This window comes from Halopenitus persicus, assembly GCF_900107205.1.
In the GTDB taxonomy this organism is placed as follows: domain Archaea; phylum Halobacteriota; class Halobacteria; order Halobacteriales; family Haloferacaceae; genus Halopenitus; species Halopenitus persicus.
Window position 1 is genome coordinate 375,847 of the sequence record NZ_FNPC01000003.1, and the last position, 23,089, is coordinate 398,935.

At 68.1% G+C, this 23,089-nt stretch carries 20 protein-coding genes; 8 read left to right on the forward strand and 12 right to left on the reverse strand.

Going from position 1 to position 23,089, the window contains the following annotated elements:
- The first annotated feature begins 227 nt into the window (after positions 1-227).
- From BLV25_RS06975 to BLV25_RS07010, 8 genes are all read left to right on the forward strand, one after another.
- Positions 228-1,439 carry a LeuA family protein gene (locus BLV25_RS06975; protein WP_081758135.1) on the forward strand — a complete coding sequence of 404 codons (1,212 nt, stop codon included), beginning with the start codon at positions 228-230 and terminating at the stop codon, positions 1,437-1,439.
- A gap of 96 nt (positions 1,440-1,535) precedes the next feature.
- Entirely contained in the window at positions 1,536-1,703 is a 168-nt protein-coding gene (locus BLV25_RS17310; protein ID WP_176819446.1) for a hypothetical protein, read from the forward strand.
- 211 nt (positions 1,704-1,914) lie between these two features.
- A complete protein-coding gene (gene ilvB / locus BLV25_RS06980) occupies positions 1,915-3,750 on the forward strand; it encodes a biosynthetic-type acetolactate synthase large subunit (RefSeq protein ID WP_039401623.1) in 1,836 nt (611 codons plus the stop codon).
- A gap of 86 nt (positions 3,751-3,836) precedes the next feature.
- Positions 3,837-4,502, forward strand: coding sequence for an acetolactate synthase small subunit (ilvN, locus tag BLV25_RS06985; protein WP_049817789.1), 666 nt, complete (start codon positions 3,837-3,839; stop codon positions 4,500-4,502).
- Between the two features lie 200 nt (positions 4,503-4,702).
- Complete coding sequence (ilvC, locus tag BLV25_RS06995) at positions 4,703-5,755, forward strand: ketol-acid reductoisomerase (RefSeq protein WP_092731730.1); 1,053 nt, start codon at positions 4,703-4,705, stop codon at positions 5,753-5,755.
- Between the two features lie 39 nt (positions 5,756-5,794).
- Complete coding sequence (gene leuC / locus BLV25_RS07000) at positions 5,795-7,216, forward strand: 3-isopropylmalate dehydratase large subunit (RefSeq protein WP_092731733.1); 1,422 nt, start codon at positions 5,795-5,797, stop codon at positions 7,214-7,216.
- Complete coding sequence (gene leuD, locus BLV25_RS07005) at positions 7,213-7,914, forward strand: 3-isopropylmalate dehydratase small subunit (protein ID WP_092731736.1); 702 nt, start codon at positions 7,213-7,215, stop codon at positions 7,912-7,914. The genes leuC and leuD overlap by 4 nt, the downstream gene beginning before the upstream one ends.
- Positions 7,915-8,925: an isocitrate/isopropylmalate dehydrogenase family protein gene (locus tag BLV25_RS07010; protein ID WP_092731739.1), complete on the forward strand. Its 1,011-nt coding sequence runs from the start codon at positions 7,915-7,917 to the stop codon at positions 8,923-8,925.
- A 131-nt stretch (positions 8,926-9,056) separates the two neighbouring features.
- Here BLV25_RS07010 and BLV25_RS07015 read toward each other — a convergent pair whose 3' ends face one another.
- The 12 genes from BLV25_RS07015 to BLV25_RS07070 form a co-directional block, all read right to left on the reverse strand.
- Positions 9,057-11,642: a DUF2309 domain-containing protein gene (locus BLV25_RS07015; protein ID WP_092731741.1), complete on the reverse strand. Its 2,586-nt coding sequence runs from the start codon at positions 11,640-11,642 to the stop codon at positions 9,057-9,059.
- The gene (locus tag BLV25_RS07020; protein WP_092731744.1) at positions 11,632-13,119 is read right to left on the reverse strand and encodes a proton-conducting transporter transmembrane domain-containing protein; all 1,488 of its coding nucleotides are present in this window, start codon (positions 13,117-13,119) and stop codon (positions 11,632-11,634) included. Before BLV25_RS07020 ends, BLV25_RS07015 begins: the two co-directional genes overlap by 11 nt.
- Positions 13,120-13,306: 187 nt before the next feature.
- The gene (locus tag BLV25_RS07025) at positions 13,307-13,792 is read right to left on the reverse strand and encodes an Lrp/AsnC family transcriptional regulator (protein WP_021074095.1); all 486 of its coding nucleotides are present in this window, start codon (positions 13,790-13,792) and stop codon (positions 13,307-13,309) included.
- A gap of 92 nt (positions 13,793-13,884) precedes the next feature.
- Positions 13,885-15,087, reverse strand: coding sequence for an MFS transporter (locus BLV25_RS07030; protein WP_092731747.1), 1,203 nt, complete (start codon positions 15,085-15,087; stop codon positions 13,885-13,887).
- A 161-nt stretch (positions 15,088-15,248) separates the two neighbouring features.
- Complete coding sequence (locus BLV25_RS07035; protein WP_092731750.1) at positions 15,249-16,469, reverse strand: ABC transporter substrate-binding protein; 1,221 nt, start codon at positions 16,467-16,469, stop codon at positions 15,249-15,251.
- Between the two features lie 154 nt (positions 16,470-16,623).
- Positions 16,624-17,604, reverse strand: a complete 981-nt coding sequence (locus BLV25_RS07040) for an ABC transporter ATP-binding protein (protein ID WP_092731753.1) — start codon at positions 17,602-17,604, stop codon at positions 16,624-16,626.
- The gene (locus BLV25_RS07045) at positions 17,604-18,788 is read right to left on the reverse strand and encodes a FecCD family ABC transporter permease (RefSeq protein WP_092731756.1); all 1,185 of its coding nucleotides are present in this window, start codon (positions 18,786-18,788) and stop codon (positions 17,604-17,606) included. The genes BLV25_RS07040 and BLV25_RS07045 overlap by 1 nt, the downstream gene beginning before the upstream one ends.
- Positions 18,789-19,104: 316 nt before the next feature.
- Positions 19,105-20,241: a DUF2249 domain-containing protein gene (locus BLV25_RS07050; protein WP_092731759.1), complete on the reverse strand. Its 1,137-nt coding sequence runs from the start codon at positions 20,239-20,241 to the stop codon at positions 19,105-19,107.
- A 177-nt stretch (positions 20,242-20,418) separates the two neighbouring features.
- Positions 20,419-20,673, reverse strand: a complete 255-nt coding sequence (locus BLV25_RS07055; RefSeq protein ID WP_092731762.1) for a hypothetical protein — start codon at positions 20,671-20,673, stop codon at positions 20,419-20,421.
- A gap of 237 nt (positions 20,674-20,910) precedes the next feature.
- On the reverse strand, positions 20,911-21,375 hold the full coding sequence (locus BLV25_RS07060; RefSeq protein WP_092731765.1) for a metal-dependent transcriptional regulator: 465 nt from the start codon (positions 21,373-21,375) through the stop codon (positions 20,911-20,913).
- A gap of 202 nt (positions 21,376-21,577) precedes the next feature.
- The gene (locus BLV25_RS07065) at positions 21,578-22,651 is read right to left on the reverse strand and encodes a tyrosine-type recombinase/integrase (protein WP_021074103.1); all 1,074 of its coding nucleotides are present in this window, start codon (positions 22,649-22,651) and stop codon (positions 21,578-21,580) included.
- Positions 22,644-23,048: a DUF5805 domain-containing protein gene (locus BLV25_RS07070; RefSeq protein ID WP_092731768.1), complete on the reverse strand. Its 405-nt coding sequence runs from the start codon at positions 23,046-23,048 to the stop codon at positions 22,644-22,646. Before BLV25_RS07070 ends, BLV25_RS07065 begins: the two co-directional genes overlap by 8 nt.
- Positions 23,049-23,089 lie beyond the last annotated feature (41 nt).

Below are 23,089 nucleotides of genomic sequence, written 5' to 3' on the forward strand. Positions count from 1 at the left end.
AACGTGTTCGTCGAACGATCACCTAATATTTAAATATCGTTCCGTATCAGCGATCTTCTACGCGGATCACGAGCCGGAGACGAACGTTATTCGAGCCATCTGTGCTCAGTCGGTCGATTTCTCGAAACCCGACGTGTTCCCGTGTGGTGGTCGTCCGACGGGATTCGCCGCCGTCGCGAAAACCTTTAATAGGGTGACGGCCTCAAGTCGAAACGCGATGACACAACATACGGAGGCTTCGTCGGACACCCCGGCGGATCGAGTTCTTCCAGGGCACGATAGCTTCTAACATCGACATCGGTCCTGTCCGAATTTTCGATACGACGTTACGAGACGGCGAACAGTCACCACGCACGTCCTTCAGTTACGACGAGAAACGACGCATAGCGTCCACGCTGGACGCGATGGGAACCCACGTCATCGAGGCGGGATTCCCGGTCAACTCCGAGGCGGAGTTCGAGGCCGTCAGCGACATCGCGGCCGCGACCGACGCCACGGTCTGCGGGCTGGCCCGCGTCGTCGACAAGGACGTGGAGGCAGCGATCGACTCGGGCGCGGAGATGGTTCACGTCTTCGTCTCCACAAGCGACGTCCAGCTCGAGGATTCGATGCACGCGACCCGCGAGGACGCGGTCGAGCGCGCCGTCGACAGCGTTCGTCGCGTGAAGGAGGCGGGCGTGGAGTGCATGTTCTCGCCGATGGACGCCACGCGGACCGATCCCGAGTTCCTGATGGAGATCGTCGAGGCGGTCTCGGCGGCCGACGTCGACTGGATCAACATCCCGGACACCTGCGGGGTCGGCACGCCGACCGCGTTCGGGAAGACGGTCGAGGCGGTCGTCGAGGCCACCGACGCGCGCGTCGACGTCCACACCCACGACGACTTCGGGCTGGCGACGGCCAACGCGCTGGCCGGCTTCGAGAACGGCGCCCACCAGGCGCAGGTCTCGGTCAACGGCATCGGTGAGCGCGCCGGCAACGCCGCCTACGAGGAGGTCGTGATGGCCGCCGAGTCGGTCTACGGCGTCGACACCGGGATCGACACGACGAAGATCATCGACCTCTCCCGGATCGTCGAGGACGCCTCGGACATCCCGGTCCCGGCGAACAAACCCGTGGTCGGACGGAACGCGTTCTCCCACGAGTCCGGAATCCACGCGGCCGGCGTGATGGAGAACGCCGACACCTTCGAACCCGGCGTGATGACCCCGGAGATGGTCGGAGCCGAACGCGAGTTCGTGCTCGGGAAGCACACCGGAACCCACGCGGTGCGGAAACACCTGACCGAGGCCGGCTTCGCCCCGACGGACGCGGAGGTCCGCGCGGTCACGAAGCGGGTCAAAAAGCAGGGCGCGAACAAGCGGCGCGTCACGGCCGGCGACGTCGAGCGGTTCGCGGAGGAGGAAGGGATCGAACGGCGCGAGGAGGTCACGGTCTGATGGCCCCCGCCGTGTCGGCGTTCGCCCGCGAGCGACAGCCTCGCTCGAACCGCCATCGAGACAGATTTATGGTGGTTCGGCGACATCGCTCAGGTGATGCGCCGACACGGCACCCGGTCACCGCGGCGTCGCGACGCGGCTATGCTCGCGAGCCGCCGGCACGGGGCGCGCGCGGCCGCGGCCGCACCGACCGCGGCCGCGACTGCGACCGCGACGACGACCGGGACTGCGACGATCGGCGTCACGACGATCGTAGGGGCATAAGCCCCGCATATCCCTCCCTTCTCCCGACCCGACGCACCGTTTCACCGACCGACGACGCCGCGTCGTCGATCGATCCCGACCACGACGCACACCAGTCCGCACGATACGACCAATGACTACCCGAGACGAACCGACCGACCACGACGAGACGGCCGACGCAACCGGATCGGCCGATGACGAGGAATCGACGCGCACAGCACCGACGGACGCGATGACGGAAACCGCCACTGGCGCGGACGCCACGACCGACGACGGCGCCGCGGAGGCTCCCGCGACCGACGGCGGCACCGCCGCCGCCGAAACCGACGCGGGGGCCGAGGAGGCGACGGAAGCGGCCGGCACGCGAACGCCGACGACCGGCGCCGAGTCGGTCATCGCCGCCCTCGAGGCGGCCGGCGCCGAGACGGCATTCGGCGTCCAGGGCGGGGCGATCATGCCCGTCTACGACGCGCTATACGCCTCCTCGGTCCATCACGTGACGATGGCCCACGAGCAGGGCGCCGCCCACGCCGCCGACGCCTACGGCGTCGTCTCCGGCGAGACCGGCGTCTGTCTGGCCACGTCCGGGCCGGGCGCGACGAACCTGGTCACCGGGATCGCCGACGCCTCGATGGACTCGGACGCGCTGCTGGCGCTGACCGGCCAGGTCCCCACGGAGCTCGTCGGCAACGACGCGTTCCAGGAGACCGACACCATCGGCGTCACGGCGCCGATCACGAAACACAACTACTTCGCGAGCGGGACCGACACGGTCGGCGACACCGTCGGCGAGGCGTTCGCCTACGCCGAGACCGGCCGGCCGGGGCCGACGCTCGTCGACCTGCCGAAGGACGTCACCCTCGGCGAGACCGACCAAACCCCGAAGCCGCCGGAGCCGCCGGCCGGGGCCGAGGTCGACCCCGAAGCGGAGCCGGACGCGGTCGAGCGCGCCGCACGCGTGATCGAGGAGTCCGAACGACCGCTGTGTCTGTTCGGCGGCGGCGTCATCAAGAGCGGCGCGAGCGACCAGGCCCGCCGGTTCGCCCGCGACCACGGCATCCCCGTGACGACCACGATGCCCGGGATCGGGTCGTTCCCCGAGGACGACCCGCTCGCGCTGTCGTGGGCGGGGATGCACGGCACCGGCTATGCGAACATGGCGATCACCCACACCGACTGCCTGATCGCGGTCGGGACGCGCTTCGACGACCGGCTGACCGGCGGGATCGAGACGTTCGCGCCGGAGGCCGAGGTCATCCACATCGACATCGACCCGGCCGAGATCTCGAAGAACGTCCACGCCGACCACCCGCTGATCGGCGACGCGGGGACGGTCCTCGAGCAGCTGCTCGCAGCGGTCGACGACGGCCCCGACGCCGAGGCGTGGCGCGAGCAGTGTGCCGACTGGAAGGAGGAGTACCCGATGACCTACGCGATGCCCGAGGACGAGCCGCTCAAGCCGCAGTTCGTCGTCGAGGCGTTCGACGAGGCGACCGGCGACGACGCGATCGTCACCACCGGCGTCGGACAACACCAGATGTGGGCCGCCCAGTTCTGGACGTACACGGAGCCCCGAACCTGGGTCTCCTCACACGGACTGGGGACGATGGGCTACGGCGTTCCCGCGGCGGTCGGCGCGCGACTGGCGGCCGACAACGCCGGCGAGACGGACCGGGACGTGGTCTGTTTCGACGGCGACGGCTCCTTTTTGATGACGATCCAGGAGCTGTCGGTCGCGGTGCGTGAGGACCTGGACATCACGTTCGCGGTCCTCAACAACGAGTACATCGGGATGGTCCGCCAGTGGCAGGACGCCTTCTTCGAGGGCCGGCACATGGCCTCGGAGTACGAGTGGATGCCCGAGTTCGACAAGCTCGCCGAGGCGTTCGGCGCGAAGGGCTGGGCCGTCTCCGAGTACGACGCCGTCGCCGACACGATCGAGGCGGCGCTCGCCTACGACGGCCCGTCGGTGATCGACTTCCGCATCGACCCCGCCGAGAACGTCTACCCGATGGTGCCCAGCGGCGGCGCGAACGGGAAGTTCGCCCTCTCGGAGGAGCAGCTATGAGCGGCGCCGACGACCCCACCCCGAACAAGCCGGATCCCGGATCGACCCACCGGGACACCCGCGGGAAGAACGCGGACCGGTCCGGAATGCCCGGCCCGGCCCCGGAGGACCGCCCCCATCCGGAGGGGCGACGCAACAGCCAGGGGATCCGCATCGACCCCGCGGTCGAGGCGGAACACCAGCCGCGGCGGGCGACGATCTCCGCGCTCGTCGAGGACGAGCCCGGCGTGCTCTCTCGCGTCTCCGGGCTCGTCTCGCGGCGGCAGTTCAACATCGAGAGCCTGACCGTCGGCCCGACCACGGTCGAGGGCCACTCCCGGATCACGATGGTGGTGGAGGAGTCCGACCCCGGCATCGACCAGATCGAGAAACAGCTGGCGAAGCTCAAACCCGTCATCTCCGTGGGCGAGCTCCACGACGACGCGGTCTCGGCCGAGCTCGTCCTGTTGAAGGTCCGGGGCGACGAGCCGGACAAGGTCCACGCGATCACGGAGATGTACGACGGGCAGACGCTCGACGCCGGGCCGCGGACGATCACGGTCCAGCTGACGGGCGACGAGCGGAAGATCGACGACGCGATCGACGCCTTCGAGCAGTTCGGCATCATCGAGATCGCCCGGACGGGCCAGACCGCCCTCTCGCGGGGCGACACGCAGACGGTGCCGGGAGAGGAGCCCGGTACCTCCGGCGAACCGACCAGCCACGCCACGGGATCCGGCGAAACGACGCAACAGCCCTATCGTGATCCGTAACGATACGGAGCGTCTCGACGGGGATCGGGCGGCGAACGAACCGACGGGGATCGGGCGACGAACGAACCGACGACGATCGTCTCGACGGCGATCGGAAGCGATGCCGATCGGTGACGATGACGGTCGATGACGACGGCGATCCGTGACGATACCGATCCGTAACGATAACGACCCACGACGACAACCATTCACATCACACAATGACGAACGACACACCATTCGACTCGAACGTATACTACGAGGACGACGCCGACGCGAGCCACATCCTCGACAAGACCGTCGCCGTGCTCGGCTACGGCTCCCAGGGCCACGCACACGCGCAGAACCTCGCCGAGAGCGGGGTCGACGTGGTCGTCGGCCTGCGTGAGGACTCCTCCTCCCGGTCCGCCGCCGAGGCGGACGGGCTCGAGGTCGAGACGCCGGCGGACGCGGTCGCGCAGGCGGACGTCGTCTCCGTGCTGGTTCCCGACACGGTCCAGCCCGACGTCTACGAGAACGCGATCGAGCCCAACCTCGACCCCGGCGACACGCTCCAGTTCGCCCACGGGTTCAACATCCACTACAACCAGATCCGCCCGCCCGAGGACGTCGACGTGACGATGGTCGCGCCGAAATCCCCGGGACACCTGGTCCGCCGGAACTACGAGAACGACGAGGGAACGCCCGGCCTGCTGGCGGTCTATCAGGACACGACGGGAACCGCCACCGACGAGGCGCTCGCGTACGCGGCCGCGATCGGCTGTGCGCGCGCCGGCGTCGTCGAGACGACGTTCCGCGAGGAGACCGAGACCGACCTCTTCGGCGAGCAGGCGGTCCTCTGTGGCGGCGTCACCTCGCTGGTGAAACAGGCCTACGAGACGCTCGTGGAGGCGGGTTACTCCCCGGAGATGGCCTACTTCGAGTGTCTCAACGAGCTGAAGCTCATCGTCGACCTGATGTACGAGGGCGGGCTCGGCGAGATGTGGGACTCCGTCTCCGACACCGCCGAGTACGGCGGACTCACCCAGGGCGACGTCGTCGTCGACGAGCACGCCCGCGAGAACATGGAGCAGGTCCTCGAGCAGGTTCAAGACGGGACCTTCGCCCGCGAGTGGATCGCGGAGAACCAGGCCGGCCGGCCGTCCTATACCCAGCTGCGCGAGGCCGAGCGCACCCACGAGATCGAGCAGGTCGGCGAGGAGCTGCGCGCGCTGTTCGCGTGGGCGGACGAGGAGACCGCGGAGGAGACGGAGGCAGTGACCACTGATGCCTGACCGGACGACCGACCGCCGACGCACGGAGGTGACCGCCGTATGAGCGAGGGCACGCTCTACGACAAGGTGTGGGACCGCCACAAGGTCACGGAGCTGCCGACCGGACAGGACCAGCTGTTCGTCGGCCTCCACCTCATCCACGAGGTGACGAGCCCGCAGGCGTTCGGTATGCTGCAGGAACGCGACCAGGAGGTCGCCTTCCCCGAGCGCACGCACGCGACGGTCGACCACATCGTCCCCACCGGCGACCGCGACCGTCCCTTCGCCGACGACGCGGCGGAGACCATGATGGCGGAGCTCGAGGAGAACGTTCGGGACGCGGGCATCGACTTCTCGGATCCCGACTCGGGGAACCAGGGGATCGTCCACGTCATCGGCCCCGAGCAGGGGCTCACCCAGCCCGGGATGACGATCGTCTGCGGCGACTCCCACACCTCGACGCACGGCGCGTTCGGCGCGCTGGCGTTCGGGATCGGGACCTCCCAGATCCGGGACGTCCTCGCGACCGGCTGCGTCGCGATGGAGAAACAGCAAGTCCGGAAGATCGAGGTCACCGGCGAGCTCGGCGATCACGTCACCGCCAAGGACGTCATCCTGACCATCATCCGCAAGCTCGGCACCGACGGCGGCGTCGGCTACGTCTACGAGTACGCCGGCGAGGCCATCGAGGACCTCGGGATGGAGGGCCGGATGTCGATCTGCAACATGTCGATCGAGGGCGGCGCGCGCGCCGGCTACGTCAACCCGGACGAGACCACCTACGAGTGGCTGCGCGAGACGGACGCCTTCGCGGACGATCCCGAGCGGTTCGCGGAGCTCAAGACCTACTGGGAGTCGATCGCCAGCGACGACGACGCCGAGTACGACGACGTCGTCACGATCGACGGCTCCGAGATCGAACCCACCGTCACGTGGGGAACGACTCCGGGACAGGGCGTCGGCGTCACCGAGCCGATCCCGGCCCCGGAGGACCTGCCGGCGGACAAGCAGGACACCGCCCGACGCGCCCAGGAACACATGGGCGTCGAGCCGGGCGAGACGATGGAGGGCTACGGGATCGACGTCGCCTTCCTCGGCTCGTGTACGAACGCCCGCCTGAAGGACCTGCGGGAGGCGGCCGCGTTCGTCGCGGGCCGCGAGGTCGACGAGGACGTCCGCGCGATGGTCGTTCCCGGCAGCCAGCGCGTCCAGCGGGCCGCCGAGGCCGAGGGCCTCGACGAGGTCTTCACCGAGGCCGGCTTCGAGTGGCGCGAGCCGGGCTGTTCGATGTGTCTCGGGATGAACGACGACCAGCTGCAGGGCGACGAGGCCAGCGCCTCCTCCTCGAACAGAAACTTCGTCGGCCGGCAGGGGTCGAAGGACGGCCGGACGGTCCTGATGAGCCCGACGATGGTCGCGGCGGCGGCGGTGACCGGTGAGGTCACCGACGTCCGCGAGATGGAGGAGGTGGTGTCGGTATGAGCGACGCCGACGGCGAGATCGACCACGAGAGCTTCGCCGACGGCGAGGCGCCCGCCGAGAAGGTGACCGAGGTGTCCGGGACCGGCATTCCGGTCCGGGGCAACGACGTCGACACCGACCAGATCATCCCGGCGCGGTTCATGAAGGTCGTCACCTTCGACGGGTTGGGCCAGTTCGCCTTCTTCGACCAGCGGTTCGACGACGAGGACAACGAGAAGGACCACCCCTTCAACGAACAGCGGTATCAGGGCGCGAACGTGCTGGTCGTCAACGCCAACTTCGGCTGCGGCTCCTCGCGCGAGCACGCCCCGCAGGCGCTGATGCGCTGGGGGATCGACGCGATCGTCGGCGAGTCGTTCGCGGAGATCTTCGCGGGCAACTGCCTCGCGCTCGGCATCCCGACGGTCACCGCCGACCGGGAGTCGATCGAGGCGCTTCAGGACTACGTGGAGGCGAATCCCGACGCGGAGCTCCACGTCGACGTCGAGGACGAACGCGTCGCGTACGACGACGAGACGATCGACGCGACCGTCAACGACGCCCAGCGGAAGGCGCTCGTCGAGGGCGTCTGGGACACGACGGCGCTGATGGGCGCGAACGCGAACGCGGTCCGCGAGACCGCGCGGTCGCTGCCGTACGTACCCGAGGAAGATATTCCCGCGACCGACGGGGGCCGCGACGTCGCGGGGGACGACTGAATGAGCGAGGAGATCGCCGTCATCGAGGGCGACGGGATCGGGCAGGAGGTGATCCCCGCGGCCGTCGAGGTGCTCGACGCGATCGCCGAGACCGACGCGTCGGTCGGCCCCTTCGAGTACGTCGCGGCCGACGCCGGCGACGCCGTCGCGGCGGAGACCGGCGAGGCGCTCCCCGACGAGACCTACGAGCTGGCCGCGAACGCGGACGCGACGCTGTTCGGCGCGGCCGGCGAGACCGCGGCGGACGTCATCCTCCCGCTCCGGGAGGCCGTCGGGTCGTTCGTGAACGTGCGCCCGGCGCGCGCGTACCCCGGCGTGGACGCCGTGCGGCCGGAGACCGACGTGGTCTTCCTCCGCGAGAACACCGAGGGCGTCTACGCGGGCCACGAGGACCGGCTCTCGGATGACCTCTCGACGCTCACCCGCGTGGTGACGAGCACGGGCTCGCGGCGGCTGGCCGAGTACGCCTGCGAGTTCGTCGCCGACGGCCGCGGCCCGGACCACCGCGACGGGTTCACCGTCGCGCACAAGGCCAACGTGATGCGCGAGACCGACGGCCGCTTCCGCGAGGAGGTCCTCGCGGTCGCGGACGAGCACGGGATCGAGGCCGACGAGGAGCTGATGGACGCGTTCGCGACCAAGCTCCCGCTCGATCCGAGCCAGTACGGGGTCGTCGTCTGTCCGAACCTGGCCGGCGACGTGCTCTCCGACCTGGCCGCCGGACTGGTCGGCGGCCTCGGCCTCCTCCCCTCGGCGAACGTCGGGGCCGACAACGGCCTGTTCGAGCCGGTCCACGGCAGCGCGCCCGACATCGCCGGCGAGGGGGTCGCGAACCCGACGGCCGCGATCCTCTCGGCCGCGATGCTGCTCGAACACCTCGGCTACGCCGAGGCCGCGGACCGGGTCCGCGACAGCGTCGAGTCCGTCCTCGCGGACGGTCCCCGGACGGGCGATCTCGGCGGGTCGGCCACCACTGCCGAGATGACCGACGCGATCGTCGACGGCCTGTAGTACGGCCGGCATCCCGACGTTCTCACGGTTCGAGCCCCACTGCGGAAGAGTCACCAGCGTGCCGGAAGCCCGATCGGCGACGTTCCGATCCGTGCGATCCGGTTCGTGGTCCCGGTCGGACTCCCGCTCGGTCAGTCGTCCGCGACGGCGGGGGCGACCGGTTTCTCCCGGGACGCGTCGGACTCCAGGGACGCGTCGGACTCCCCGGACTCTGCGGATCCCACGGACTCCGTGGTTCCCGCGGATTCTATGGACCGCGGCATCCACTCCAAGTCCTCATCGTAGCGGAATGCACGGTGGTTCCGCGTCGGGTCGACGACCGTCAGCGAGAGCCAGTCGTTGTCCAGCAGCTCGGCCAGATCCTCGTTCGCGGCCAGGGCGTCGGTGACGCGGTCGACCGGCGCGTGGACGACCGTCGAGAGGCGGAGCGGCTGGTGGTGCGGTTCGTCGTCGGCAGCCAGCAACGACTGCAGCGGGAGCCCGGTCATCAGGTCGCCCCCGTTGCCCTGGTGGACGCCGACGTTTCCGACCGGGTTCTGGGTTATCTTCGACCCGCTTCCGTAGACGGCGTTGTCGACCGTCGAAAAGTAGTACTGGGCGTTGATCCACTGGGTGACGACCAGCGGTCCGGTGAGGATCGCCTCGAGCGCGTCGCCGTCGGGATCGGTCGACCAGTCGTACGAGTGGAGGAACGCGCGCCCGTCGAGGTCGACGTCGCTCGTCAGCTCGCGGGGACCGATGACGAAGCCGGCGTTGCCGGCTAATCCCCATTCCGGACGCGTCTCGGCCCAGTCGGCGGCGCGGCGTTCCGTCTCGTCAACGGCCGCGGCGTCGGCGGCGGCTTCGGTCCCCATCTTCCCGACCCGCTCGGCGGCCGCGCGCTCGCGTGCGACCGCGAGGTCCGCACGCAGCTCCTCGAGATCGGCGGCGTGGCTTTCGGGGACGTCGCCGTCGTACAGCTCGATCTCGTCGGTCGTCGTGTTGTGTTCTCCGGCGAGGAAGACGGCGTCGTCCGGAATGTCGAAGCCGCGGTCGCGGAGCTCGGCCCGGACGGCATCGTCGTTACAGATCGTCGCGAGGACGCGGGCGTTCGGGCCGCCGGGGTTGCCGGCGCAGGCACCGCAGTCCAGGCTCGCGTCGTAGGGGTTGTTGGCCGTCTCGCTGGCGTGGCCCGTGAAGACGACGAGGCGCCCGAACTGGTCCCAACCCATCAGATCGAAGGCGGTGGCGGCGTATTCGACCTGCTCCTCGGCGGTCAGCCCCACCGGCAGATCGCTGGCGGCGTCGGCGGCGTCGGCGTCCCGGTTGTGAACCAGCGGCTCACAGAACTCGTGGTCGTCGGGCACCGCCCCGTCGGCCGCGTCGAACAGGTCGCGGACGCGCCCCGGAACGAGCGTCCGGGCCGCGAGCGAGAGGCCGTAGCCGCTCCCGGCGGTCTCGACGTAGCCGTATGCGGTGGCCGCGTTGGCCTCCAGGATCTCGATGACCTCGTCGGCGGCTTCGCGGATTCCCGCCCAGCGGTCGTGCCGTGCTCGCGTCTCGTCGTCGGTCGGCAGGTCGGCGACGTGGTGTTGCGGATCCACGATCGGCGGACAGGCGTCGACCGACACCTCGGCGTCGTAGCCACGGTATTCCATCGGGATGCCGAAGAAGCCGGCGTAGCCGTGGGTTTCGTAGTTACCCGTTGCCTCGATGTGGCGACGGATGACCTCCGAACGGGTGTCGATGCAGAAGACGAGCTGAGCGTCCGGGCGGTCCGCCGTCTCGGCATCGGTATCGGTACCGGTACTCGACCCGTCATCGGCCATCAACTCGCTATCGGCCAGCGACTCGCCATCGGCCAGCGACCGGCTCTCCGCGGTGACGGTCTCGACGAGGCCGTCACGGTAGGTCGCTTCCCACGCCCGGAGGAACGCCCGCGCGAGTTCGTCGGTCGGGTTCGCATCGGTGACGGCGCTCGAGGGCTCGACGTCCGCGTCGACGGCGTCAAGCAGCGCCAGACGCGCCGCGAGGTATCCCTCCAGCGTGATCGGATACGTCGACTGCCAGGCGTCATCGTCCGCAGCGCGCTGCTTGATGAATCCGGTCCAGCCCGGGAGCGCGGCCAGCTGTTCCTCGAGGATGGGCACCCACTGGCGCTTGGGATACGACTGCAGGACCGTCTCGATGGCGTCGATGGGTTCCTCTGGCAGGTCCGCGACGACCCCCTCCTCGGGGATTTCGCCGTCGTGTTCGACCACGCCACGGAAGGCCGCGTAGAACCCCGCCTCGCGGTTCGGCATCGACCAGTGGGCGATCCCCTCATCGAGGAAGGCCGACAGCCACTTCGTCAGCACCCGGTCGACGCGGTCCGCGGCGTCGTCCGCATCGCTCGCGGTGGCGTCCGCGTCGCTCCGCTTGGCATCGGCCGCATCGGCCGCGTCGGCCATCCTGTCGAGCAGCGTCTCGGGGTCGTCCTCGTAGCCCGTCTCGGCGAGTTCCGCTTCGAGTCGCTCCCGGTCGATCTGGCCGCGTTCCAGCGCGGTTCGGAACGTCTCGGCGCTGGGGTAGCCACGGCCCCCCAACAGGGCGGCTGCCCGCTCGACGGCCTCGCCGAACGGCCGGTCCTCGAACCCGGAGAGGGGGTTGGCCGTCACGAACGAGTGGATGGGCCAGAGGGAGCCGACGGTCGTCGCTGCCTCGTCGATGCGGTTGCGGATGGCTGATTCAGTATTCATTGTACTCCTCCGTTGACGTCACGAGGGTCTCCGCTGCCGGTCGGGATGCGTTCAACAGCGCCACGTAGAGACGCCGGCTGTGTTCGTGGACGCCGCTCTCGATGGCGACGTAGATGCCGACGAAGCTGACGGCGATGATCCCGTGGAGCAGGGTCAGTTCGGTCGTTGCCGTGCCGACCGTCAGGAGCCCCGAGACGCCGTTGTAAACCACGGCATAGATGACGATGGCTGGGAGGAAGACCGCCGGGACCGCCCCGTAGCGGGCCGTCGTCGAAAGCGAGGTGTGCTGGATCGCGCTCCGCGCCGCGTGGAGGGTGGTGAAGACCACGAAGACGGTCAACAGGAGGCCGCTGTCGACGGTCGTTCCCTTCCCCGTCAGCACCGCGAACACCGCCCCGCCGGCGAGGCCGGTCAGCAGCGCCACGACGACGCCGACCGCGCTCGTCGTTCGTCCCACCGTGTGCTCGGTGGTCCGGCTCGGACCGGCGTGTTCGATCCGTTCGCCCGAGCTGAGGAACTGGTAGGCCTTGTAGAAGCCGTGCAGGATGAGGTGGGTGATGGCGGCCCCGAAGAAGCCGAGGCCGGCCTGCATGATCATGAAGCCCATCTGCCCGACCGTCGAACAGCCGAGCCTGCCCTTGACGGTCGTCTGGACCGACTTCAGAAGCTTCCCGCCGATGGCGCTGGCCCCGCCGACGGCGACCACCGCGAGCAGCAGCGTGGAGTCGACCGTGATGACCGGGGCGAAGCGGGTCAGCAGAATGCCGCCCGCGTTGACGAACCCGGCGTGCATCAGCGCCGACGCCGGGGTGGGTGCGGTCATCGAGGAGAGCAGCCAGGTGTGAAACGGGATCAGGGCGGACTGGATCATCGCCGCGAGGACGAGCGCGCCGGCGGCGACGAGCCACGCCGGCCCGCCGAGCGCGTCGGCGGCCGCGCGGATTCCGGAAACGGTCGTCGCGCCGGTCGCCCACCACAGCGTCGTCAGCGCGACGCCGAGGATCGCGCTGCTGGCGAGGAAGTACGTGCGGGCGATCGCCGCGGCCGCCCGTGCCTGCTCCCAGCCGCTGACGGTTCCGATGAGGGCCGCCATCAGCAACCCCATCGCCAGCCACAGGATCCCGAACAGGGCGATGTGGTCGGCCGCGACCAGTCCCATTACGACCAGGGTGAACCCGGACGTCGTGAGAAAGAACTTCGTTTTGTGGATGCTCCCGGCCAGATATCGGCGCGAGTAGCTGTGGACGATGCCGCTGAAGAAGGTGACGACCACCCACATCAGCGCGGTCAGCCCGTCGATGGCGATCAGGCCGGGGATCTCCCACCCGCCGCCGCTCCGGACTCGAGCGACGAGAACGGCGACGCTCGCCGCGAACAGCGTCCACACGAGCCACGTTAATACGACGGGTACGGTCGGCGATTCCGCCGCCGTATCCGGGAGCGCTCCGATCGTCGGCTTCGAACTGTTTCCTGGCATCGTTCAGCCCACCGCACGACCCATCCTCGCGACCGGATCGAGACCGGGGTCCGCTTCTGGTCGTCCTTATCCACTAGTGAGAACAGAACGGCCATTAAATCTATCTATATTCACAGATAGTTCGTAATTAAATCATTATAGAACATTATGATTATGGCGGGGCGACAGCGACGCGGGGCGGTCCACGTTAGGCGTCGTCCGCCGTCCGACCCTCGGGATCGAACTCCCCGAAGGGCGTCGTCTCGTGGGTTCGCACGAGCACCTCGTCGGCAACGGTGAGTCCCATGTCCAGCAGCTCCTGTGCGACGGGCGTGATGTCGTCGTCCGACTCGCCGACGGCGGTGACGAGGAGGTTCTGTTCGCCGGTGACCAGCTCCTGGACCGAGATGACGCCGTCGATCTCCAGCACGTCGGGAATGAGGTCGCCACGCTCGGATATCGAGGCGGTGCAGTAGAGCAGCATTCGGAGCGGATAGCCCGATTTCTGATAGTCGACGCTCGCGCTGTACCCCTTGATCACGCCGTCGGATTCGAGCCGCTGGATGCGCTTGCGGACGGTGCTATCGGAGGTACCGGTCCGTTCCGCGATGTCCCCGGACGACGTGTTTCGGGCGTCTTCCTGTAATGCATACAGGATCGCCCTGTCCACGTCGTCGATTCTCTCGTCGGCCATACCAGCGTGTGCGCAACACAGCCACTTTACCTTTGTACGTTGTTCGGGCGCTCCCACAACCGGCGCGGCCGTCGGCGGGCCAACCGGCGGCGCTATTCGGCGGGGAGCCGGCGCGTCAACAGCACGACGAGCGCCATGATCGCCGCCAACAGCAGGTAACCCTCATCGAAGTAGCCGCGGTCGGCGATCGACCCGAAGAGGACGGGTCCGAGGGCCCCGAACGTCGCCGCGGCGGTCCGGACGACCCCGAGGCCGGTGCCGCGGATGTCGGCCGGGATGGCGTCCGAGAGGAACGACTGGGTGATCGCGCCGGATCCCAGCATCGTGCTCACGAGCGCGGTGACCCCGGCCAGCGGCCAGAACCCCTCGACGACGGGGAGCAGCCCGAGCCCCGCGATCGGGCCGACGAGGACGACGATCAGCGACAGCCGCACGCCGATCCGGTCGTAGGCGGCGCCGGCGACCGGCTTCACCACCACGCCGACCGCGAAGAACCCGCTGAAGAGGATCCCCGCCTGCGTCGAGGTGAGCCCCTTCTCGTCGACGAGATAGGTCGGGTACAGCCCGGTGAACGACTGCCAGATCATGATGTACAGAAAGAGGATGAACGCGATGAACGCCATGTTCGACCGCCGCAATTCGCCGAGCACGTACCGGGCGCTGTCGACCGAGAGGTCGTCGACGGCGCTGTCGGTCGACGGCCGGGCGGGAAGCGTCACCCACAGGACGACGGCCACGACCGCAAGCACCGGGACGAGGAAGCCGAGACCGGCCCGCCAGGCGATCGCGGCGGCGAGCGCCCCGGCAACCGGCGGCAGCACCGTCTGCCCGAGGTCGCCGGTGGCCATCGTGACCCCGAGCGCGCTGCCGATGCGGTCCGGATAGATGTCCGAGAGGATGGTGATCCGCGCGATCGGATACATCGACTGTCCGAGCCCGACCAGCCCCGTGGCGAGGAAGAGCACGATCGCGGTCCGCGCGGCGATGACCACGAGCAGCGCGAGGGCGACGACGGCCGCACCGGCGGTCATCACGAGGCGCTCGCTATACCGATCGGCGAGGATCCCGCCGGGGAGTTGGCCGACCGCCGACCCGAGCCAGAGCACCGTCACCAGAAAGCCCGCCACCGTGAGGCTCAACCCGAACTCAGCCCGAAGGTACGGCAGCAGAACGGGATAGATCATACGCGCGCCCAGCAGCGTTCCCCAGCCGCCGGCGACCGCGAGAAGGACCGGTCCGCGGCCGTTCGACCGGAGACTTGCGACTTCCCGCCGGACCGAGCTGAGCGGACCCATTGCCGATACGGCCGGTACCGGCGGCATCCACTAACTGGTTCCGGTCGGCCGTTTCCCGTCGGTCGGACCCGACGGAACCGCCGTCGTGCCGCGTCGATCCGTCCGGTAAGCCGTCAGTGAGGCTGGCCCGAGAAACGGGGAGACGGGTTGCGGCGAGCCGGTCACTCGACGTCGCCGTTGACGATGTCCGCGACGCGTTGCCGGTCGAACAGCTCCGCGTCGACCCCGTAGGCCTGGCTGGCTGCCCGTTCGGTCACCACGAGGTTCGTTATCGGACCCTGATAGAGCGGTCCGCCGCGATGGACCGCCCCGTTCTCGACGGCGGTGAGGCTGCTCGCGACGGGGTGGTCCTCCATAAAGGAGACCACCGTGTCCCGAAACTCCGCGGCCGTTTTGTCCTCGTTGCCCCGAAGCAGCAGCATATCGGGGTCGATCTCGAGCAGCGTCTCGTAGTCGATCCGGCTCCGGTCGCTGTGGAAGTCCCGGACGTCCGTGTTCGCGAACGCGTCCTTGACGCCGAGGTCGCGCCACTGTTTGAAGCTCGTGCCCTCGTCGATGAGATACGGCGAGAACGCGGTGGGCTCGTCGATCGGCTGGGGCCACATGATGGCGACGGAGGGCCGGTCGTCCGCCGGTGGGACGATCTCCGCCACGCGTTCCTGAAACTCCCGGTGAAGCGTCTCGAACGCCTCGTATCGCTCCCGACGCTGGAACACCGCGGCGAGCTTCTCGAACGCCTCGTACAGCGAGAGATACTCGTAGTCGTGCCATCCGTACCCCCGGGAGAAGATGCTGTTGCCGAAGAACGGCGTCCCGGTGGACGCGATCCGGTCGACGTCCTCCCGGTCCCAGTTCTTCGCCCGTCCGATCAGGAAGTTCGGATCCATCACGAACACGTCGACGTCCTCGCTCAGCGCGAGGAACTCCTCGACGGACAGCTCGCCCCCCCACAACGACGTGATGTCTCCGGCGTCGACGCTCACGCCCGGAACGTCGTCGTAGTAGTGCGTGTGGTATCGCGACGCGAGGTAGACCGCTTCCGGCGGCGCCTGTCCGAGCGCGATCCCCATATCCGCCCAGCTGCCGTTGTTGGCGGCCCACGTCTCGGGAACGTCCCCGAACTCCACCTCGCCGACGGGCGGCATCGACACGGTGTACGCTTCCCCCGCCGGCGTGTCGGTCCGTGAGTTCGTCTCGGTAGGGGAGGCGGTGTCGGTCGCCGTCGCATCCGGCGTGCCGTCGCCGGTTTCGGATCCCACTGGTCCCGACTCGGCATCGCCCAGACAGCCGGCAAGCAGCCCGCTCCCGGCGATCGCTCCGCCGTACTTCAGGACGTCCCTGCGTGTCGAGCCCGTATCGTTCGTGTCGGCATCTCGCTCCATATTTTTAGGCTAGCCTAAAAACTTATAACCATTACTGTTCGCGCGTCCGTTGGCGATCGATCCCACGATCGCCGGTCCTCACCCTAACCGGCGGTCGTCGCCATAACCGTCGACCCTCACCCTAACCGACGGTCGTCGCCATAATCGCCGGCCGTCACGACGGATCGTCGTGGAGCGGCCCCTCCATCGTCACGGTCGGTCCGTTCGTCCCCGCTTCGACCGTCGCTTCGATCCGAAACACGTTCGCGAGCAGGTCCTCCGTCACGACCTCCGCGGGTGGTCCACGCGCCCGTACCTCCCCGTCACGGAGCGCGATCACGTGGTCGGCGTATCTGGCGGCCTGTTCGATGTCGTGTAACACGAGCACGACGGTGACGTCGCTCTCGTCGTGGAGCGTCTCCACGATCTCCATCACCTCCAGCTGGTGGTGCGGGTCCAGAAACGTCGTCGGCTCGTCGAGCAGGAGGATGTCCGTCTCCTGTGCAAGAACCATCGCGATCCACGCCAGTTGCCGTTGCCCGCCGCTCAAGCTCCCGAGCTCTCGCGTTCGCAGGTGGGTGACGCCCGCCAGCTCCATCGCGCGGTTCACGGCCGCCTGGTCCGCGGTCGTGACCGTCTCGAAGAACCCGCGGTGCGGATACCGGCCGTGATAGACGAGATCCTCGACGGTCAGGCCGTTCGGCGACGTGCTCTCCTGGGAGAGCAGCCCCAGCTTCCTGGCCAACTCCTTGGGGTCGAGCGAGTGGACGTCGCGTCCGTCGACGAGGACGGACCCGGCCTCCGCGTCGAGCTGGTTCGCGAGCGTCTTCAGGAGCGTACTCTTGCCCGAGCCGTTGGGCCCGATGAGCGCCGTCACCGATCCCGGCTCGATCTCGACCGTTTCGCCCGCGATGACGGGCGTCTCCGCGCCGGGATAGCCGACGACGAGTTCCGTTCCGGCGAGCTCGCCGGCACCATCACCTCCCGTCCGGCGGTCGGCCCGTGCGTGTCCATCACGGTTGCGGTCGTCGTGTCCGTGGTCGGCGGTCGCCGACCGACTCGTTCGCAACGATTCCGGAACGACGGCTCGCAGTGCCTCCGAAATCGAAGCGGGCAGCGCTTCCGAAACCAACGCGCGTTGCGTGTTACCGTCCATCAGATCTCACCAAGGTCCCGTTTCTTTCGCATCAGGTACAGGAAGTACGGCCCGCCCACGAGACCGGTCACGATGCCGACCGGCATCTGTCCGCCGTTCGATCCCGTGATCGCCAGCAGGCCGAGGCGTGCACCGACGTCCGCGCCGACCATCAGGGCCGGTCCGGCGAACAGACAGCCGACGACGAGCTTCCGGTAGTTGCTGCCGACGACGGTCCGCACCAGATGCGGGACGATGAGCCCGACGAAGCTGACGATGCCCGCCACCGCGATGCTCGCGGCGGCCGCGAGCACGGCGACCCCGGAGAGCCCGAACCGGACCCGCTCGACGGAGACGCCGAGCGATTTCGCGGTTCGCTCGCCCAGCAACAGGACGTTCATCTGGCGTGCGCCGAGCACCGCAAGCAGCATCGACAGGACCGTCCACGGGAGCACCATCCGGACCTGCGTCCAGCCGACGCCGGTGAGCGACCCTGTCGTCCACTGGATCGCGGTCTGGACGACGCCGAGGTCGTCGGCGAAGAAGAACAGCGCCGTCTGCAGGGACTGGAACACCGTCGAGACGATGACGCCCGCGAGCACGAGCCGAACCGGGCTCGTGCCGTTCTGCCAGGCGATGGCGTACACGATCAGAAACGCCACGGCACCGCCGAGAGCCGCAACGAGCGGCAGGAACGCGGACAGGCCGCTGAACACGACCAACGAGAGCAGGATCAACAGCCCGGCGCCGGAGGAGACGCCGAGGATGTACGGACTCGCCAGCTCGTTGCGGGTGACCGCCTGGAATATCGCGCCGGAGACCGCGAGGTTCATCCCGACGAACGCGGCGACGAGAACCCGGGGGAGCCGGATGTTCCAGACGATGAGCGTCTCCGTGGTCAGCTCGGGCAGCTCCGCCCCCTGAAATCCGGTGATCGTCCGCATCAGCTCCTCCTCAAGGAGAAACTGGAGCGTCCACCGGGCGTCCAACAGCACGTCGGTATCGGTGACCGACTGCCAGGCTTGCGTGATCGACATCGGATAGGACCCGAAGCTGACCTGAACGAGGCCGGCGAGGACGACGACGCCGACGCTGGCGAGACACAGCGAGAGCAACGACGGGTCGCGAAGCCACGCCAGCCGGCCCTCCTCGGCGCGCCGCGACCCGTACTCGGCGTGCGACGGCGTCGGATCGTTCCCGCTCATGGTCTCACCGTGACGGCCTCGCTACGGTCAAGGGAGAGACGGAAGTCGTCCGTTCCGTCCCGAGATCCACCGGGCCACGATGCGCCACGCCGTGGCGGTGATTCGACCGACGGGTCCGTCTTCATACGGATTAGGTCCGCCTAAATACACATAGTCATTTCGAATCGGGAAGCACGAAAACTCACCGAGGCCGTCCCGGCGGTCGGCACCGAACCGCACGGGCATCGGACCTCGAAGGCGTGGTCCCGGAACGGCGGCCGTCGCCGTACCCGACGATCGTTTTGCCGATCGGGAGCGGCGGTGGAGTCGGAGACGGTCAGAACGGCGCTTCGGAGCCGCCGTTCGTGGGGCTCCGGTCCGTGGCGCCGTCACCGTTCGTCACGTCCGCCGTATCCGTCGGACGCGCCGCGCTCGTCGTCTCGGCATCCGCCGCGTCCGACTTGCCGATCAGCACCCTGAACTCGCCCGGATCCGTCAGTCGGTAGTCCCATCGGAACTCGGGTCCGGCTTCGGCGGTGAACTGATGGTACAGCGGTTTGGGGTCGTGGTCGTTGACGAGAACGAACCCCGTTCCGACCTCCAGGCCGGCGTACGTCTCGAAGATCCGCTCGTGGCGTTGGGCCGGCGGAAGGTCCCGGACGTCAAGCTCCTCGATCACCTCGATCCCGTCGTCCTCGTCGGAACCGTCATTCTCGTTGGAACCGTCAGCCTCGTCGGAACCGTCAGCCTCGTCGGAACCGTCGCCCTTCGTGATACGGACGCGACAGCGACCCGGTTCGTCCTCGACGACCTCCCAGGCGAACGCGTCGCCGTATCGCTGGCGGAACTCGCCGCGGAGCGGCTGCGGTTCGTGCGGCGCGATCAGCTCCATCGTCCCGCCCTCGGGGATCATCCCGTACCGATGGTGGATCGTCGGGTGTCGCTCCGCTTCGGGGATCTCGCGGACGTCGTATCGCGTGACGACGTCGTCGTCGGCGGCGTCCGACTCGCCGGTTTTGACGATCTCGATGCGCCAGCCGTCGGATCCGCGGCTTCGGTACTCCCAGTCGACCACGTCGCCGTGCATCGAGGTCAGCTCGTGATACAGGGGTTTGGGGTCGTGGTCGTTGACGAGAACGAACCCCTCGTCGCTCCCGAGTTCGTCGAAGGCGGCGAGGAGGACCTGGTGTCGCCGTTGGGGCTTCAGATCGCGGACGTCGACCGTTCCGAGTTCCCCGTCGTCAAGTGGGTCCTCTTTGGTCACCGTGAGCCTCCGCGGTTCCGCGTCTGGATCCGCGTACGTCCACGCCAGGTTCCGATCGCGTTCGATCTGGTATCGAACGAGGTGGACGTCGACGTCATCACCGGCGACGACGTCGACCGTCTCCCCGGCGTCCGCCTCGGTCACCGCGTCGACGAGCGCACGTCGACGTTCCTCCTCCGGCCGGGTCCGCAGATCGAGTTCCGTTCCCATCTTACCCGCTCGTTTTCGAACCGGACGTATGTCCCTGTCGGCGAATCGATTCGGCAGGGGATCGGCGGTGCCTGTTCGGTCCGGCATCGGGTCGCGGGCGTGGCTTTCGCGGCGGCCTCCGTGGGCCGCCGTCCGTCCGGGCACCGGTGACGGGCACGCGAATTCCCCCGTTCGACATCACGCGGATTCCCCCGTTCGACAGACGTCACAGCCGATCGACCAAACAGCGATGAGCGCGATCACGGCCGGGACGTGCGCCAGCACCAGCAGCGGGAGGACGAGTTGACCGAGCTCCAACGCGCTCCCGAGCGCACGCACGCCGGTCCCGAACAGGGGAAGCGACAGCAACGCCGCGCCCGTTATCGCGCCCCGAATCGGGAGGGATTGGTCGTCGATCACGTGATGGAGATGGCGGACGTGCTCGCGTATCATCGTCCGCTCACCTCCCGGATCGAACCGATCCGTGTCGTCGTTGACCCGTTTCCGATCAATGGTTTAGGCTCACCTAAATCCATACACGAGCGACTGTCGTGAGAACGCAGGTAAACCTTCGGGCGAATATGTTTCCTCGCGGCGTGATGGTCGGACGATATCGGCCGTCATCGAAACCCGGAGACGCGAATTCCCGGAGACGCGCATCCCCGGAGACGCGCATCCTCGGCGGGAACCTCACGCCACACACCGCTCACCGTCGTTCGATCCGGGGCACCGACCGAGACAAGCCGGGCCGACGAGGTCATCGAGCCGGAACACGCCGTCCGCCGGCAGCGTGAACCCGATGTCGAACGCCGTCTCGTCGTCGATCGTCGCCTCCAACACCGACTCGAAGAAGGTCGATACGACGCAGAGACGCCACCCCGCCTCCCTGGCCAGGGCTTTCCCCTCGTCCGTGAGCCTCACTCCCCGGTACTTCTCGTGGTCGAGCAGTCCGCGATCGTCGAGCTTCGACACCATTTCCGTGACGCTGGCGGGGGACACGCTCAGCTGCTCCTGCAGCTCGCCGGTCGTGGCCCGATCCGACTCGGCCCCCGAGAGGACGAGCACGGCGTGAAGATATCGTGCCGCGCTTCGATCGACGTCCGAAAGCGAGTGCGGAAGCGACGATGTGGTCGCCGTTCGTGGTTCCGAGGACATACTCGCTGGTTCACCACGTCACCCCAAGAGCATCCCCCCGAATCCCTTCGCACCGACCGCGACTGGACCGACGTTTGAAGACGTGGATCCGCCGAGAATTGATATAGCGATATATAATTTATTAGTTCGGATAAAACCGGCCGCGCGCGAAATCCGACCGATCTGTGGCGACTGAATTCGGGCACCGATCCGACGGCGCCGCTCACAGGAGCCGATAGATGTGCGCCTCGTAGGTCGCTCGGACCTGGTCGCCCCAGTTGTGGGTGTAGGTGTCGATGATGTCCTCGGCGACGTCCCCGCGGAGGTACTTCACGACGCCCCGGTCGCCGGTCCGGTCCCGGAGGTGCGTGGTGAAGAAGTGCCGGAAGTAGTGGGGCGTCACGTTCTCGCTCGCGCCGCCCCCCGTCCGGTACCAGCCGTGATCCCGGGCGTACTCCTCGACGATATGCCGGACGGTCTGGGGATCCAGGCGTTCCCCCCACGACCCCGAGGTGCCCACGAACAGGGGCTCGGCCGGGGAGACGGCGTCCGGGCGGACCGCGAGCCACGCCGTGAGCACGCGTTCGAGCTCGTCGTCGATCGGGATCACCGTCTCCCGCTTGCGCTTGTTGGCGGCCGACCTGATCTCGCCGTTGAGTTCCTCGCCGACGCGCGCGTCCCCGGTCACGTACAGCGAATCCGGCCGCGACTCGAGCGTCGGCCGTCTGCCGAGCTCGTAGGCCGACGCGGCCGGCGAGTCGGGCATCGAGACGTCGCGGAGGTCGAGGTTACAGAGCTCGCCGACCCGCATTCCGGTCTTGAGCAGCGTCACGATCACCGCGCGGTGGAGCGGATGACGGACCCGGTCGAGAAACGCCCGCATCGCCGGGACGTCGATCTCCCGGCGGGCGGGGTCCTTGTCGACCGACTCGTCCATCTCCTCCATCACGAGGGTCATCGGGTTCGACTCGAAGGCGCCGACCTGCGTCATATACGTGTAATACCGGTGGAGATACGCCGCGTACGTCGCCACCGTGCTCTCGGCGAGATCCCCGCGGAGGGAGTGGACGAAGGCCATACAGTCCCTGTGGGTCGCCTGCGCGGTCGCGTTCGCCTTCCCGTCGCCTCCTCCGGCGCCGCCGTTCGTTCCCCGACGGTCGGCCACGAACGCCTCGAAGCGCCGCAGCACGCGCTCGTAGGAGCGTTTCGTGCGGTCCGTCTTCCCGTGGTAGGTGAGGTCCTCGAGGAAGTAGCCGACGGGATCCGCCGGATCGAGGGATTCGGTCCCGCTACTCATCGACCAACACGTACCCCCCGTCCCGGCCACGGTAGCGGACCCGCCCGCGTCCCTGCAGGTCCTCGAGGACCGCGTCCAATCGCTCCTCGAGGTTCTCGGTTACGGCCTCCCGCAGCTCCTCCCAGGAGTGAACGACCGATTCGTCGAGAACCTCGAGGATGCGGTCTTCGAGGTCCTCACCCCCAGGGTGAGAGCCCTGATCAGCCGTCTCCTCCTCGTCCCCCGGATCGCTCCCGGGATCGACGGCGAAACCCCGCCGTCCGGCCTGCACCATCGTCCGAACGAACTCGCTGCGCGACATCCCGAGTTCCTCCGCATGTTCCGACCACTCCTCCTTCTGATAGGTCGGGACGTACGTCTTGACCGACGTGCGATCGGTGTCGTGTTCGGTGCTCATCGATATGGAAGCCATCACGGGGCGATACCTTCAATGTATCC